At 67.6% G+C, this 13131-nt stretch carries 13 protein-coding genes; 5 read left to right on the top strand and 8 right to left on the bottom strand.

All coding sequences use genetic code 11. From position 1 onward, the window contains the following. The first annotated feature begins 34 nt into the window (after positions 1-34). Both ASPU41_RS05195 and ASPU41_RS05190 read left to right on the top strand, forming a co-directional pair. On the top strand, positions 35-814 hold the full coding sequence (locus ASPU41_RS05195; RefSeq protein ID WP_069950023.1) for an IclR family transcriptional regulator: 780 nt from the start codon (positions 35-37) through the stop codon (positions 812-814). 94 nt (positions 815-908) lie between these two features. Next, positions 909-2108, top strand: a complete 1200-nt coding sequence (locus ASPU41_RS05190; RefSeq protein WP_069950022.1) for a 4-hydroxybenzoate 3-monooxygenase — start codon at positions 909-911, stop codon at positions 2106-2108. Here ASPU41_RS05190 and ASPU41_RS05185 read toward each other — a convergent pair. The 4 genes from ASPU41_RS05185 to ASPU41_RS05170 all read right to left on the bottom strand — a co-directional run bounded on the left by ASPU41_RS05185 (position 2105) and on the right by ASPU41_RS05170 (position 6807). After that, positions 2105-3874 (bottom strand): ABC transporter permease, encoded by a 1770-nt coding sequence (locus tag ASPU41_RS05185; RefSeq protein ID WP_069952493.1) that lies wholly within the window; start codon positions 3872-3874, stop codon positions 2105-2107. The genes ASPU41_RS05190 and ASPU41_RS05185 overlap by 4 nt on opposite strands. A gap of 35 nt (positions 3875-3909) precedes the next feature. Next, positions 3910-4977: an ABC transporter ATP-binding protein gene (locus ASPU41_RS05180; protein WP_069950021.1), complete on the bottom strand. Its 1068-nt coding sequence runs from the start codon at positions 4975-4977 to the stop codon at positions 3910-3912. A gap of 99 nt (positions 4978-5076) precedes the next feature. Continuing rightward, positions 5077-6159 carry an extracellular solute-binding protein gene (locus tag ASPU41_RS05175; RefSeq protein WP_442856245.1) on the bottom strand — a complete coding sequence of 361 codons (1083 nt, stop codon included), beginning with the start codon at positions 6157-6159 and terminating at the stop codon, positions 5077-5079. Positions 6160-6372: 213 nt separating this feature from the next. Then, positions 6373-6807, bottom strand: a complete 435-nt coding sequence (locus tag ASPU41_RS05170) for an acyl-CoA thioesterase (RefSeq protein WP_083266370.1) — start codon at positions 6805-6807, stop codon at positions 6373-6375. A 115-nt stretch (positions 6808-6922) separates the two neighbouring features. Between ASPU41_RS05170 and ASPU41_RS05165 the strand changes: the two genes are divergently transcribed. After that, positions 6923-7966 carry an FAD-dependent monooxygenase gene (locus ASPU41_RS05165; protein WP_197515766.1) on the top strand — a complete coding sequence of 348 codons (1044 nt, stop codon included), beginning with the start codon at positions 6923-6925 and terminating at the stop codon, positions 7964-7966. Positions 7967-7978: 12 nt separating this feature from the next. Here ASPU41_RS05165 and ASPU41_RS05160 read toward each other — a convergent pair whose 3' ends face one another. From ASPU41_RS05160 to purB, 3 genes are all read right to left on the bottom strand, one after another. Then, a complete protein-coding gene (locus ASPU41_RS05160) occupies positions 7979-8482 on the bottom strand; it encodes a GNAT family N-acetyltransferase (RefSeq protein ID WP_069950018.1) in 504 nt (167 codons plus the stop codon). 92 nt (positions 8483-8574) lie between these two features. Continuing rightward, the gene (locus ASPU41_RS05155) at positions 8575-9243 is read right to left on the bottom strand and encodes a histidine phosphatase family protein (protein WP_069950017.1); all 669 of its coding nucleotides are present in this window, start codon (positions 9241-9243) and stop codon (positions 8575-8577) included. Continuing rightward, positions 9240-10682: an adenylosuccinate lyase gene (purB, locus tag ASPU41_RS05150; protein ID WP_069950016.1), complete on the bottom strand. Its 1443-nt coding sequence runs from the start codon at positions 10680-10682 to the stop codon at positions 9240-9242. Before purB ends, ASPU41_RS05155 begins: the two co-directional genes overlap by 4 nt. Before the next feature lie 150 nt (positions 10683-10832). On the opposite strand from purB, the gene ASPU41_RS05145 reads away from it, so the two are divergent. Beyond that, entirely contained in the window at positions 10833-11204 is a 372-nt protein-coding gene (locus ASPU41_RS05145) for a hypothetical protein (protein ID WP_231941172.1), read from the top strand. After that, positions 11204-12721 carry a hypothetical protein gene (locus ASPU41_RS05140; RefSeq protein WP_069950015.1) on the top strand — a complete coding sequence of 506 codons (1518 nt, stop codon included), beginning with the start codon at positions 11204-11206 and terminating at the stop codon, positions 12719-12721. The genes ASPU41_RS05145 and ASPU41_RS05140 overlap by 1 nt, the downstream gene beginning before the upstream one ends. Here the strand turns inward: ASPU41_RS05140 and ASPU41_RS05135 are convergent. After that, positions 12672-13058, bottom strand: a complete 387-nt coding sequence (locus tag ASPU41_RS05135) for a phage holin family protein (protein ID WP_069950014.1) — start codon at positions 13056-13058, stop codon at positions 12672-12674. The genes ASPU41_RS05140 and ASPU41_RS05135 overlap by 50 nt on opposite strands. Positions 13059-13131: the final 73 nt, after the last annotated feature.

The raw sequence follows: 13131 nt of genomic DNA, 5'->3' as shown, positions 1-13131 counted from the left end.
TGGACGCAGAATCCATTCAACGGAAGAGGCATCAATGGCTAACTCCGGCACCGGAGACTCGGTGGTGGACCGCGTGGTCCGGGTGATCGAAGCCTTCCCCGAGGGTGTCACCGCGCTGCAGCTCTCCGAACTCGCAGAGCGGGCCGGGCTGCCGCTGAGCACCGCCCACCGGCTGGTCCGGCAGCTCGCCGGGCACGGGCTCCTTGAGCTGGGCGGCGGGGGGTCCGTCCGGCTGGGCCTGCGCCTGTGGGAGCTGGTCAACCGGAATTCCCCCACCCTGGCACTCCGCCAGGCCGCCATGCCCTTTATGGAGGACATCCAGCAGGTGCTGAACCAGAATGTGAACCTGGCCGTGCTGGAAGGCTGGGAAGCGCTGTTCGTGGAGCGGCTCTCACGCCGCGGTTCCGTGGCCAACCGTGCCCAGGTCGCCGGCCGGATGCCGGTGCACGTTTCCTCGGCCGGGCTGGCCCTGATGGCCGGACAGCCGGCTGCCGTCCAGGCGGACTACCTCCGCCAGTTCCACGATCCCGCCGGCAAGGTCCAGCCGGAGGCGCTCCGTGTTCTGCTCCGGGAGACGGCCGGCCATGGCTTTGCCCAGCTGTCCGGCGTCGTGGACCCGGACACCTGGGGCATCGCCGTCCCGGTGCGTGACGCGAGGAACCGCACCGTGGCGGCGCTCGGCGTCGTCGTGCCGCTGCGGGAGATGCGGCTCCAGGCGCTGGTTCCGGCCCTGCAGACGGCGGCCCGCGGGATCGGGCGGCAGCTGCATGACGCGGGGGCCGGACCAGCATTCCATTCAGCGGAATCCCTGTAACGCCTGTCACGTGTCCGGGCGCACACTGTAGCCAGAGAAACCACCCGGCCCCGGACGCCCAGCAGCCCGGGCCCCGCAACGAAGCGAGGACAGCATGGCACAACGCAGGGTCATCAACACCCAGGTCGCGATCATGGGCGCTGGCCCGGCAGGGCTGATGCTCTCCCACCTGCTGGCCAAGCAAGGAATCGAATCCACCGTGATCGAGGTCCGCAGCCACAAGGAAATCTCGGAGACCGTCCGGGCGGGCATCCTGGAGCACGGGTCGGTGAACCTCCTCGTGGACAGCGGCGTCTCGGATCGGGTCCTGCGCGACGGGGACCGGCACGACGGAATCGAACTGCGCTTCAACGGTGAGAGCCACCGGATCGACTTCCAGGACCTGGTCGGCGAGTCGGTCTGGCTCTACCCCCAGACGGACGTCTTCCTCGACCTCGCCGCGCGGCGCCAGGCCGACGGCGGTGACGTCCGCTACAGCGTCACCGACACCACCATCCACGACCTCGAGGGCCAGCCGAAGGTCTGGTTCACCGACGCCGACGGCGTTGAATGGGAGCTGCAGGCGGACTTCATCGCCGGTGCCGACGGCTCGCGCAGCCACAGCCGCTTCCAGATCCCGGAGGCCCGGCGCAAGTGGTACTTCCACGAGTACCCGTTCGCCTGGTTCGGGATCCTGGCCGAGGCGCCGCGCAGCTCCGAGGAACTGATCTACGCCAACTCCGAGAACGGGTTCGCCCTGATCAGCCAGCGGACCGAAACCGTCCAACGGATGTATTTCCAGTGCGACCCGGACGAAGACGTCAACAACTGGAGCGAGGACCGGATCTGGGACGCCTTCCGCAGCCGGGTCAACGGCAACGGCTTCGAGCTCAAAGAGGGCCCGGTCATCGACAAGACGGTCCTGAAGTTCCGCAGCTTCGTGCACGCCCCGATGCGGCACGGCAAGCTGTTCCTCGCCGGCGACGCCGCCCACACCGTCCCGCCGACCGGGGCCAAGGGCCTGAACCTGGCGCTGCACGACGTCAAGGTGCTGTTTGAAGGCTTCGACAGCTTCTACAAGACCGGAAACACCGTGCTCCTGGATGCCTACAGTGACCGCGCCCTGGACCGGGTCTGGAAGGCACAGCAGTTCTCCTACTGGATGACCTCCATGCTGCACACCCCGGTCGACGGCGACGACTTCGCCCGTGCCCGCCAGCTCGGCGAGCTCAACTCCGTGGTGTCATCCAGGCACGGCCGGGCCTTCCTCGCCGAGGCCTATACCGGCTGGCCGGGCGCGAACCAGGCAGGTTAGGGGACGCGCGCCGGCTCGGCCGGCGCCGCCTCGGCCAGGACCGGGGCGGTGCCGGCCTTTCCGCCCGAGGCCTTCGCGGTCCGTCCCGGTTTCCGGCCCGCCCTGCCGTACACCAGATACATCGTCACTCCGGTGATGACCATAAGAAGCACCGTGTAGACAAAGGTGTTGGATACCCCGTCGACGCCCTCCGCGCCGTCGGTGTTGGCCTTGATGACCAGGCCCAGGGGCTGGAACAGCGGGTGGGCAAGGAAGATCGCCGTGTCGTAGTCGTCGAGCATGCTGTTGAAGTTCAGCGCCGTGATGGCGGCTGCGGCCGGCAGCACGATCGGCAGCAGGATCCGGCGGAAGACGTACGGCGTCTTGGCGCCCATGATGTTGGCGGCCTCTTCGAGCGAGGAGTTGACCGAGGCGAAGGACGCCTTCAGCATCCGCAGGGTGAACGGGATCTTCACGGTCACGAAGGCGATCAGCAGGATCACCGTGGTCCCGGTCAGCACGGCGCCGCCGACCAGCGGGTTCGGGTGGTCGTAGCTCAGGATCAGGCCCAGGGCCAGCAGGGCCGAGGGCAGGATCCACGGGATGTGGAGCAGGTATTCGAAGGCCGTGGTGACCCAGTTGCGGTATTTCTGCAGGAGCCGGGCCACGAAGAGCAGCCCGCCGACGGCGATCACGGCAGCCAGGGCACTGTATACGATGCTGATCACGAACGGCCGAAGGCCCGAGGGCTGGGTGAGCACACGCACGTAGTTGTCCAGGGTCAGGCTGCCCGGCGACAGCTGTCCGGTCTGGATCGCGGCGCCGTCGGCGAAGGAGTAGACCACGATCAGCACCACGGGCAGGGTGTACACCGCGAACAGCACATATGCGGCAACGTGGACGGCGGCGTTGGCCGCCGGGTTGCGGATCTGCTGTTTCTGCAGCCCGGAGGAGACTTTTGACACCGAGAAGTAGGTGCCGCCCTTTTCCAGCCGCGTCATCACGGCCAGCATCAGGACGGTGGCCAGGCCGAGGATGATGGCGAGCAACGCGGCGAGGTCCCGCGACGTCGGGCTGTTGGAGAAGGTGAGGATCATCGGAGTGATGGTCTGGAAATCCCGTCCGCCCAGGACCTGGGGGGCGCTGAGGGCACCGAGGCCGGTCAGGAAGGAGAGCACGGTGACGGCAAAGAGCGTCGGCTTGAGCATCGGCAGGACGATCCGCCGCAGGATCGTCCAAGTGGAGGCGCCCATGTTCCGGGCCGCCTCGATGGTCTGGTAATCCACCCCCTTGAGGGCGTTGGCGACGAAGAGCATGTGGTTCGTGGTGGTGGCAAAAGTCATCACCGAGAGCACGGCAAAGAACCCGGAGAACCAGCCCGGGTCCATGCCGGGAAACATCGACAGCAGGAAACCTGTGACGATCCCCCTGTCCCCGTAGATGAACTTGTAACCGGCCGCCAGCACAATGCCGCCGTAGATGAAGGTCGAGGCATAGCCCAGGAACAGGATCCTTGAGCCGCGAATCTTGAAATAATGCGTGACCAGCACAATGAAGATTCCCACCGCATTGACCGTGACGGACAAGGCGACCGCCAGCAGGAAGCTGTTGCCCAGTGATTTCATGGCGCGCTGGGAGGAGAAAAGTTTTTCGGCGGCCCGTCCCGAGAAGACCCCGTCCGGGAAAAAGGTCTGGATCAACACGTTCGCATTGGGCCAGACGAGGAAAGCCGCAATGAACCAGGTCAGCACCACCCCGGCAATCAGGACGGCGGGGGAGCGGAGCATGCTCCTGGTGCCCGCGCCGTTCGAGCCGCCGCTGCTCACGGGCGGGCCGCTTCCGGCAGCCGGGTGCCCAGCGAGACACCGGTTTCCGGGTGGTACTGCAGGACGTGCCGCGGCTGGACGTAGACCGTTGCCGCGCTGCCGGTACCGGGCTGGTCCCCGCCGTCCTCCTTGACGAGAAGCCGGACGTCGGATCCGTGGCAACGCACCACGTACCGGCTGTGCAGCCCGTGGTAACTCTTCGAGACGACAGTTCCCTGCATCGGAACGGCCGAGCCGTCGCTGCCGGCAGGGTCCAGGGACGCTTTTTCCACCCGGAGGTAGGAATTGGCAGCGGGGTCGAGGGTGTGGTTCGACTTCCGGTTCAGTTCGGCGACGAAGCCGGCGGTGAGGCGGCTGCTGTCGCCGATGAAATTGCAAACGAACTCCGTGGCGGACTCGTCGTAGATGCTTTGCGGGGTGCCAACCTGCTCCACGACGCCCTTGTTGAAGACGGCCACCCGGTCGCTCATCGCCAGTGCCTCGTCCTGGTCATGGGTGACGTAGACGGTGGTGATGCCGAATTCGCTCTGTAGGTCTTTGAGCTGCTGCCGCAGCTGGTGCCGGAGCTTGGCATCAAGATTGGAGAGCGGCTCGTCGAGGAGCAGGATCTTGGGCTGCAGAACGAGCGCACGGGCGACGGCGACGCGCTGCTGCTGCCCGCCGGACAGCTCCGTGACGTTCTTCCGCAGCTGGTCTTCGGACAGGTCCACGCGCTTGGCGATATCCCGGACGAGCCTGTCGCTTTCGGCCGACTTTTCCTTCCGGACCCGCAGCCCGAAAGCGATGTTCTCCCATACGCTCATGCTGGGGAACAGCGCATAGTTCTGGAAAACCATACCCACCTGCCGCTTGTCACTCGGGAGCCGGGTGACCGGCTTGCCGTCGACGTAGACCTCGCCGGCGGTCGGCTCAATGAACCCGGCCAAGGTGCGAAGCGCCGTCGTCTTTCCGCAACCGGATGGCCCCAGAAGCGTAAAGAACTCACCCTGTTTCACCTCGAGATTCAGCTCTGGGATGGCGGTGAAGTCACCGAAGGTGACCTCGATGTTCTCGAATCGGATCATGGGAATCTGTTCCTTCTGGCGGCTGGGCGGCTGGGCACTACGGGCAGCGGTGGGCCGGGGGCGGCCGGCTAGCGCCGCCGGCCGCCCGCGTCTCCCGCTTTAGCTCATGTATTCCAGTTCGATCTTTTCAACCCAGGCGCCCATGTTCTCCTGGACGAACGTCCAGTCGATGTCCTGCTGCTTGAGGGTGTTGAAGAACTCGACGACCTCGGGCTTGGCCTTGGCAGCGGCGGCCTTGTTGACCGGCATGGAATTGAACTGCTGCGCCCACGCGCCCTGGGTCTCGGCGCTGCCGAACCAGTCGATGAACTTCAAGGCCTCATCCTTCTTGTCCGTGCCCTTGACCAGGGCAACCTGCTCGATGGCCAGCGGCACACCAACGGACGGCATGACGGTTTCCACGTTGACCTTGAACGACTTCTCACGCTCGGCGATGATCGAGGACGGCATCTGGCCCATGTCGGTGTCGCCCGAGGCGATGCGGGCGAAGAGGTCGGTCTTGGCCACGGCCGGGGTGCCGTTCTTGAAGTACTCTTCGATCTGCTTCCAGCCCTCGTCCGAGATGCCCAGATCGCCGCTGTCGTCCTTGTAGCGCGTCAGGATGCTGGCGAACACCAGTTGTGCGGTCGCGGTGCCGAGGCCGGTGACGCGCTCGTAGCGGGACTTGAATTTCTCTTCCGTCCACAGCTCAGGCCAGTCCTTGGGGGCTTCGTCCTTGCTGAACTTGTCGGAGTTGTAGCCCAGCAGGATCGCCTGCTGCACCAGCGGCCAGTAGGCCTTGGTTGCGCCCTTGTCGCCCTTGGCGTCGTCGATCTCCCCTGACCAGGAGGGGGTGAACGTCTCAAGCGCCCCGGCGGTCTTGATCTGTTCGAAGTACATGTTGTTCAGCCCGAACGCGACATCCGCAATCGGGTTGTTCTTCTCGGCAATCAGTTTGTTGGTGGCGTCGGCGCCGCCAGCGCCCACAATTTCGATTTTGAAGCCGGCCTCGGCGGCCTTCTGGGTCAGCCATTCGCCGCGGCCCTCACCGTTGGAGTTGGTGTAGACGATGAGGGTTTCCCCGGAGGGCGGCCCGGAGGGGGCGACGGCGGCGGGGCCGGTGGCGGGTTCGGACGGTGCGGGGGCTGCGGCGCCCGCTCCACAACCGGAAAGAAGGGAGACGGCGACAATGCCGGCGACCATGATTTTCAATCTGCGCACGAGGGAGACTCATTTCTGAATGGGACCAGAGGTCAACGTCCGGCCAGCCTATAGCGGCAAGAACCGGAATCGCACTAAATGGCCATCAAATCGACTAAATAACTCAGGGTGGGGCCTTGAGTCTGGTCGACCTGACGCAACAGCTGGATTACCCCGCCTTAACGGGCCGTGAACATCGGCCGCGGGGGCCGGAGCCTAGTCCTCCGCGAGCGTCTCCGTCAGGTGGTGCGTCGGGATCCGGTCCCGGTCATAGGTGATCTCGGTGTACCCGTGGGGCGCGGGCTTGCCGTGTGGATCGAGGTTCACAAAAACGATTTCCTCGATCGTGAGGATGCTCTGCCGGGTGATCATGTTCCGGACCTCGGCGCGCATGGTGAGCGACGTCCGGCCGAAGTGGGTGGCGGTCAGCCCCATCTCGATCAGGTCACCCTGGACGGCCGAGCTGACGAAGTTGATTTCGGAAATGTACTTGGTGACCGCCCGGCCGTTGCCAAGCTGCAGGATGGCGTAGATCGCGGCTTCCTCGTCAATCCATTTGAGCAGGCTCCCGCCGAACAGCGTGCCGTTCGCGTTGAGGTCTTCGGGGCGAACCCACTTTCGGGTGCGGAAGGTGATGTCTGCCTTTTCCATAGTGCGAGATTAGCCGACGCCGGCACGCCGGACCCTGTGTGACGGCGGCGGCACTGCCACCGTCCCCGCCCAATGTTCCGCCCGGCGCTGCGCCCGCCGGCCGTAGACTCTGGGCATGGACGCTCTCTCGGTCATCGGCGGCGGCATCGCCGGCCTGGCGCTGGCCGCACGCCTTGACCCCAGCCGCTTTCAAGTGACCGTCCACGAGCGCCGGGAAGAGCCGCCGTCGGTGCAGACGTCCCTGGCCCTGTGGCCGGAAGCCCAGCGGGCCCTTGCCGAGGTGGGTATTCTCCAGGCGGTCCGCGCGGCCGGCGCAGGTTTCGGGGGCCTGGCACTCCGGGACGGATCCGGAAACGTGCTGCTCAAGGCCCGGGCGGCAAACGTCATCGGGGTCCCACGTGCGGACCTGCTCCGGCTGCTGGACGCAGCGGTGCCCGCTTCGGTGACCAGAGTGTACGAACCGGTGGCATCCCCGCCGCGTTCGGGCCTCGTGGTCGGCGCCGACGGGGTGCACAGCATTGTCCGCCGGAGTATTTGGGGCGAACGCACGAGGGCCAGGCTGAGCCCCTATCTTGCCCTGCGCGGCATCATCGACGAGACGGTCCCGCCGGGCCGCGGCGGTGAATACTGGGGCCGCGGGCAGTTGTTTGGCATCACGCCCGCGTCCCGCGGCCGGACCTACTGGTACGCCTCGTACCGGTCGGGGCTGGGGCCCGGCGGCATCTATGTCGAGGAAGCCCTGGCCGTCACCCGCGCGCGTTTTTCCGGCCGGGCTCCCGGCGTGGACCGCGTCCTGGCGGTCGCGACGCCGGAGGGAACGCTGGCCCAGCGGGTCTGGACGGTGCCATATCCGGGCAGCTACCAGCGGGGCGGTGCGGTGCTGGTGGGGGACGCGGCCCACGGCATGACCCCCAACCTGGGCCGCGGGGCCTGCGAGGCGCTGATCGATGCTGTCACCCTCGCGGATCTGCTCAACTCCCGCGCGCTCCCGGAGGCCCTGCAGGATTACAACAGGCGGAGACTGTGGCGCAGCCAGGCATTGCGCGTGGCGTCGTCCGCAATGGCACGGCTGGCGCTCGCGGAAAGTGCCCAGCCGCTCCGCGACGGGCTGCTGCGGCTGGCCGGCAGACGCAGGGGCGCTGCCGCCGTCGAAGGCTGACCGAACGCCGGACTAGGCCATGGCCGTGTGTGCCGCGCTGTGCGAGTCGATGGCCTTGGCGTAGCAGTAGGAGTGCTCGACCCCGACGTACGGCCCGAAGTTCGGCACCGGGACAAAACCGGAGTTCTCGTAGAACTGCCGGCCATCAGTCTGCACCGAACCGGCCTCCGCCGTGATCGAAGTGATGCCAAGGGAATGGGCATGCGCCTCCAGGGCCGCGAGGATGGAGCTGGCGACCCCGGAGCCGCGGGTGTACGGGAGCACGTAGAGCCGCTTGATTTCAGCAGTCCGCGCGTCGAGGATCCGCAGGCCGCCGCAGCCGACGGGCTGCCCGGAAGCCTTGTCGTGGGCGACGAGGAAAACGGCCGTGTCAGCCTCCGACGGCGCCGGCCCGGGTTCGTGGTCGTTCGTGCCGAAACGGGCGTCGAGTTCGGCCTGCTGGGCTGCGCGGAGATCCGCGCCCACCGGGTTGGCCCAGGTGACCTGCCGGATGTTGAGCCGCGGATTGGTCTGCATGGCTGCCTCGCTTCGCCGAAGGGTTATGCAGATCAACGCTAGGCAGCGCCGGTTTCGGCCGTGTTTCCTGCGCGTTAGGGTTCGGAGAATTCCTAGAGGGTGCGGCCGGCCGGGTCCTCCGCGGTCGGATCCACCAGCGCCAGGCCGCCCACGGGACTGTCGTCCCAGTGGATGAGCCGCCAGCCGGCGTCGGGGTCCCCCTCCAGCGCCACGATCCCGGTGTTGGCGAGGACATGGCGGGCTGCGAAGCCTGCCTCCACATTCCCGGCCCGAAGGCCCGCCCAGACGCGGATAGCGGCGCCGTGGCTGACCACGGCCACCGTCCCGGCGTTGACGGCTGCAGCGGACGCGGCGATCCCCGTGATCGACGCGTCGTAGCGCTCGAAGAAGTTGTGGCCGCTGGGTCCGGCCGGCATCCTGCGGTGCAGTTCCCCGGCTGCCCAGCCCATTACGGTCCCGAAGTAGCGCAGGTGCGATTCCTTGTCGGTGAGCTTCTCCAGCGACCCGGCTTCGATCTCCCGCAGCCCCTCCAGCACCTGGATTTCGAGGCTGCGCAGGGTCGCGAGCGGCCTGGCCGTGATCTGGGTGCGGATCAGTGTGGAGGCGTAGAGGAGGTCGATTGGCTCATTGGCCAGCGACCGCGCCAGGGCGGCGGCCTGCCGCTCCCCGAGTTCGGTCAGCCCCGGGCCGGGGTGGGCGGTGTCCAGCTGGCCCAGGACGTTCCCGGGCGTCTGGCCGTGGCGGATGAGCAGGAGCCTCATGCGAGGTGGTCGACCAGCTTGTCCGCAATGCCGGTGTACTTGCCGGGGGTGAGTGCCAGCAGCCGCACTTCGGCGTCCGCGGACAGGCCCAGGCTCTGGACGAACTCCTGCATCCTGGCCGCGTCAACGCGCTGCCCGCGGGTCAGGTCCTTGAGCCGCTCGTACGGGTTTTCCATGCCTTCGACACCGGCGATGGCCTCGGCGCGCATGACCATCTGGATGGCCTCGCCAAGGACCTCCCAGTTGGTGTCGAGGTCCGCGGCGAGCACGTCCTCCGCGACCTTCAGGCGGTCCAGGCCCTTGACCACGTTCGAGATGGCGAGCAGCGAGTGGCCGAAGGCCACCCCGATGTTGCGCTGCGAGGAGGAATCGGTGAGGTCGCGCTGCCAGCGGGAGGTGACCAGGGTGGAGCCCAGGACATCGAGCAGCCCGGAGGAGATCTCCAGGTTGGCCTCGGCGTTCTCGAAGCGGATCGGGTTGACCTTGTGCGGCATGGTGGAGGAGCCGGTGGCGCCCGCGACCGGGATCTGCACGAAGTAGCCGATCGAGATGTAGCTCCAGATGTCGGTGCAGACGTTGTGCAGGATCCGGTTGAACCGTGCGACGTCGGCGTACAGCTCCGCCTGCCAGTCGTGGCTTTCGATCTGGGTGGTCAGCGGGTTCCAGCTCAGGCCCAAACCTTCGACGAAGCTCCTGGCGACCTGCTGCCAGTCGGCGCCGGGGACGGAGGCCACGTGGGCCGCGTAGGTGCCGGTCGCGCCGTTGATCTTGCCGAGGTACTCGGTCCGGGCGATCCGGTCCAGCTGGCGGGTCAGCCGGTGGGCGATGACGGCCAGTTCCTTGCCGAGCGTGGTCGGGGTGGCGGGCTGGCCGTGGGTGCGTGACAGCATCGGCACGGCCCGGTTGGCCTCGGCCATGGCGCTGATCTGTGCGACCAGGTCGCGGGCGGCCGGCAACCAGACGTCCTCCACGGCGCCCTTGATGCCAAGGGCGTAGGAGAGGTTGTTGATGTCCTCGGAGGTGCAGCCGAAGTGCACCATGGCGGTCAGGTGTTCGATTCCGATGCCCGGCAGGCGGCGGCCGATGTAGTATTCGACGGCTTTGACGTCGTGGACCGTGACGGCCTCGATGTCCGCGAGTTCGCGTACGGAGTCGGCGTCGAATTCGGTGACGATGGCGCGCAGCTTCTCCTGCTGCTCCGCGGTCAGCGCCCCGGCGCCTGGCAGCACGTTGTTGCCGGTCAGGTGGATGAGCCATTCCACCTCGACGGCGACCCGGTCGCGGTTGAGGGCGGCCTCGGAAAGGTAGTCGACCAGCGGCGCGACGGCGGACTGGTACCGGCCGTCCAACGGGCCGAGCGCGATCTGGTGTGAGGACGCGGCGAGGGCCAGGCGTCCGGACGGCGTGCGGGTATCGGCTGTGGCGGCAGTTTCAGGCATGCCCCGATTCTTTCACGAAGTCCCGCCGGGCCTTAAGCACGCTGATCCATGTGACTTCCGGCCGGGACCGCCCCCGGTTCTGCCGGCAGTTGTCCACATGGCTTACCGGGCAGCTTCAGCTCGCGGACCGGGATCCCTAGCGTCGGTATTATGAGCACCGGAACAACCCGCCCGCGCAGCAACGACCCAAGCAACTTCGCCGGCAACAGCGCCGGCGACAGTGTGTCCGCGGGCAGGTTGGGGGCCTGGGATGCCGCGGCGTGCGCATCGCGCGGCCATGAGGTCCAGCAGCTTGCCGCCCGCGTGGCCGCCTGCGCAGACCGCGCCGACGCCGTGCTCGCCCAAGTCGTCCGGGTGGAACTGCAGGGCTGGCAGTCCCCGGCCGGCCGGGCCTACCGGACGTCGCTGTCCCTCCAGGCCGCGGCCCTGAGCCGCAGCCGGGCGGCCCTGGAGGACGCCGTTGCCGCGGTGCTCGGGCATGCCCGGAATGTGGCGCTGTCCCCGGGACGGCCGGGTTACTGATGGCAGAAACCTCGCCGGCCGGCTCAGGGGGAGCACCGGTCCCCTCCGCCCCGGCGGACGGGACGCTCCGGATCCGCGGGGGAGTGGGCGGGCTCAGCTTCCAGTTCGAGGAATTGCTGGCCGGAGCCTCGGCCCTTGACGGGATGATCCGGGAGCTGGCAGCCGTGGAGGCAGAGGCTGACGGGGTGCGTCGTGCCCTGTTCGCGTACCAGTCCGACTCGTACACGAGCGGCAGCCATGCGATCACCGCAGTCGGCGAGGGTACCCGGGCCCTGGGCCGGGTACGGATGCAGCTGGACCGTCTCTGCAGCGAGGTCCGCGCGAGCCACCGGGAGTACGAGGCCGCCGAAAGCCGCAGCGCCCTGCTCCTGCGGATCGCCCGGACCGGTCCCGGGTACGGGCCCCTGTGGAAAATGTTCGGCCTGCCTCCCATCACCCTGCGCGACACTGTGGAGGACGAGATCTCCCAGGTGCCGGCGAGGCTGGGCCTGCTTCTCGGCCTGCCTACCGGCCTGGCCGCGGGCCTTGCCGCGGCAGGGGAGACCGCCGGCAGCGCGGCAGGTGTCCGCTCCATCATCCGCGGGTTGACGGCCGCACAGGGCCTGGAGTTCCTTCGGCCCCGGCCCGTCCGGATCACCGGGAGGGAAACCCGGACGCAGGAAGTTGACCTCTCACCGGCCGGGTTGCTGCTGCGGGCCGAGGCGGTCGGACGGAACAGCGGGGAGATCGAGGTCGTTGAGCTGGGGGATCGCGGCAGCCGCGCCTGGGTGGTGGTCATCCCCGGAACGCAGCTGGACGGACTGCCGCAGGGCACCAATCCGTTCGATGCCGGCGGCATCGCGGAGGGCCTGGGCTACGACTCGGCCGAGACCGCCACGGCCATCCGCAAAGCCCTGGCGGAGGCCGGCGCTGCGGCGGGCGACCAGGTGGCCGCCGTCGGCTACAGCCAGGGCGGCATCCATGCCATGAACCTCGGCCAGGATAAGGCGTTCCTGGCCGAATACGACCTCAAGTTTGTACTCACAGCGGGTTCCCCGGTCGGCGGGATCGAGACGGCGGCCGGCACCAGCACCCTGCACCTGGAGCATGAGCAGGACTGGGTGCCCGGGGCGGACGGACTCCCCAACCCGGACACAAAGAACCGCGTGACCGTCACCTTGGCCGGTCCCATCCCCGGACACGAATGGCTGGAGCCCGGCATGGGCCCAGGCCACGGCATGGGCCGCTATGCCGACGGCGCCCGGGTCGTGGCGGCCAGCCCGGATCCCTCACTCCAGTTCTCGACCGCTGCGCTCGCTGCCGTGGTCGGCGCGGGCGGAACCGCCACGGTGACCCGATTCTCCCTGCGGCGTGAAGCGATGCCGTCGCGCCCGGGCGTGCCCCTGGCGCCCGGGCCACGGTCCGGGACAGGAGGAAAGCCCGCAGGACCATCCGGCCCCGCGGAGCGCGCAGCCCTCGGCCTGGCTCCTAACGATCGAGCGCGGGCAGCGAACTGGCCACGAGGGAGACCACGCTGATAATGAGGGCCGCGAGCACCGCGGTCCAGAAGAAGCTGTCGATGGTGAAGTGCACGGTGGTGTAGCTGCTGATCCAGGACGTCAGGTAGAGCATGGCCGCGTTGATCACCACCGTGAAAAGCCCGAGGGTGAGGATGGTGATCGGCAGCGAGAGCACGCTGACGACGGGCTTGACGAAGGCGTTGACGAGGCCGAAGATCACGCCGATGAAGAGGTAGCCCAAGATAGTGCTGGCCGTGTCGTTGCCTGGGGTGGAAATATCCAGGCCCGTGAGGATCCAGCAGGCGATGGCCAGGGCCAGCCCGTTGATGATGACTCGAACGATGAAGGAGCGCATGGGGCCATGCTGTCATACGCCCGGGGGCACCGGCAGGGACCATATCCCCCTGTTCCGGCATACTGTTCCGGCT

The sequence above is a fragment of the Arthrobacter sp. U41 genome, from assembly GCF_001750145.1.
Lineage (GTDB): Bacteria > Actinomycetota > Actinomycetes > Actinomycetales > Micrococcaceae > Arthrobacter.
Note: the sequence above shows the minus strand (reverse complement) of the source record. Positions and strands in the feature narration are given on the sequence as shown.

Excerpts from the sequence above, each read along its gene's own strand:
- ASPU41_RS05195 (WP_069950023.1), top strand. The coding sequence starts at position 35 with ATGGCTAACTCCGGCACCGGAGACTCGGTGGTGGACCGCGTGGTCCGG.
- ASPU41_RS05190 (WP_069950022.1), top strand. The coding sequence starts at position 909 with ATGGCACAACGCAGGGTCATCAACACCCAGGTCGCGATCATGGGCGCT.
- ASPU41_RS05185 (WP_069952493.1), bottom strand. The coding sequence starts at position 3,874 with ATGCTCCGCTCCCCCGCCGTCCTGATTGCCGGGGTGGTGCTGACCTGG.
- ASPU41_RS05180 (WP_069950021.1), bottom strand. The coding sequence starts at position 4,977 with ATGATCCGATTCGAGAACATCGAGGTCACCTTCGGTGACTTCACCGCC.
- ASPU41_RS05175 (WP_442856245.1), bottom strand. The coding sequence starts at position 6,159 with ATGGTCGCCGGCATTGTCGCCGTCTCCCTTCTTTCCGGTTGTGGAGCG.
- ASPU41_RS05170 (WP_083266370.1), bottom strand. The coding sequence starts at position 6,807 with ATGGAAAAGGCAGACATCACCTTCCGCACCCGAAAGTGGGTTCGCCCC.
- ASPU41_RS05165 (WP_197515766.1), top strand. The coding sequence starts at position 6,923 with ATGGACGCTCTCTCGGTCATCGGCGGCGGCATCGCCGGCCTGGCGCTG.
- ASPU41_RS05160 (WP_069950018.1), bottom strand. The coding sequence starts at position 8,482 with ATGCAGACCAATCCGCGGCTCAACATCCGGCAGGTCACCTGGGCCAAC.
- ASPU41_RS05155 (WP_069950017.1), bottom strand. The coding sequence starts at position 9,243 with ATGAGGCTCCTGCTCATCCGCCACGGCCAGACGCCCGGGAACGTCCTG.
- purB (WP_069950016.1), bottom strand. The coding sequence starts at position 10,682 with ATGCCTGAAACTGCCGCCACAGCCGATACCCGCACGCCGTCCGGACGC.
- ASPU41_RS05145 (WP_231941172.1), top strand. The coding sequence starts at position 10,833 with ATGAGCACCGGAACAACCCGCCCGCGCAGCAACGACCCAAGCAACTTC.
- ASPU41_RS05140 (WP_069950015.1), top strand. The coding sequence starts at position 11,204 with ATGGCAGAAACCTCGCCGGCCGGCTCAGGGGGAGCACCGGTCCCCTCC.
- ASPU41_RS05135 (WP_069950014.1), bottom strand. The coding sequence starts at position 13,058 with ATGCGCTCCTTCATCGTTCGAGTCATCATCAACGGGCTGGCCCTGGCC.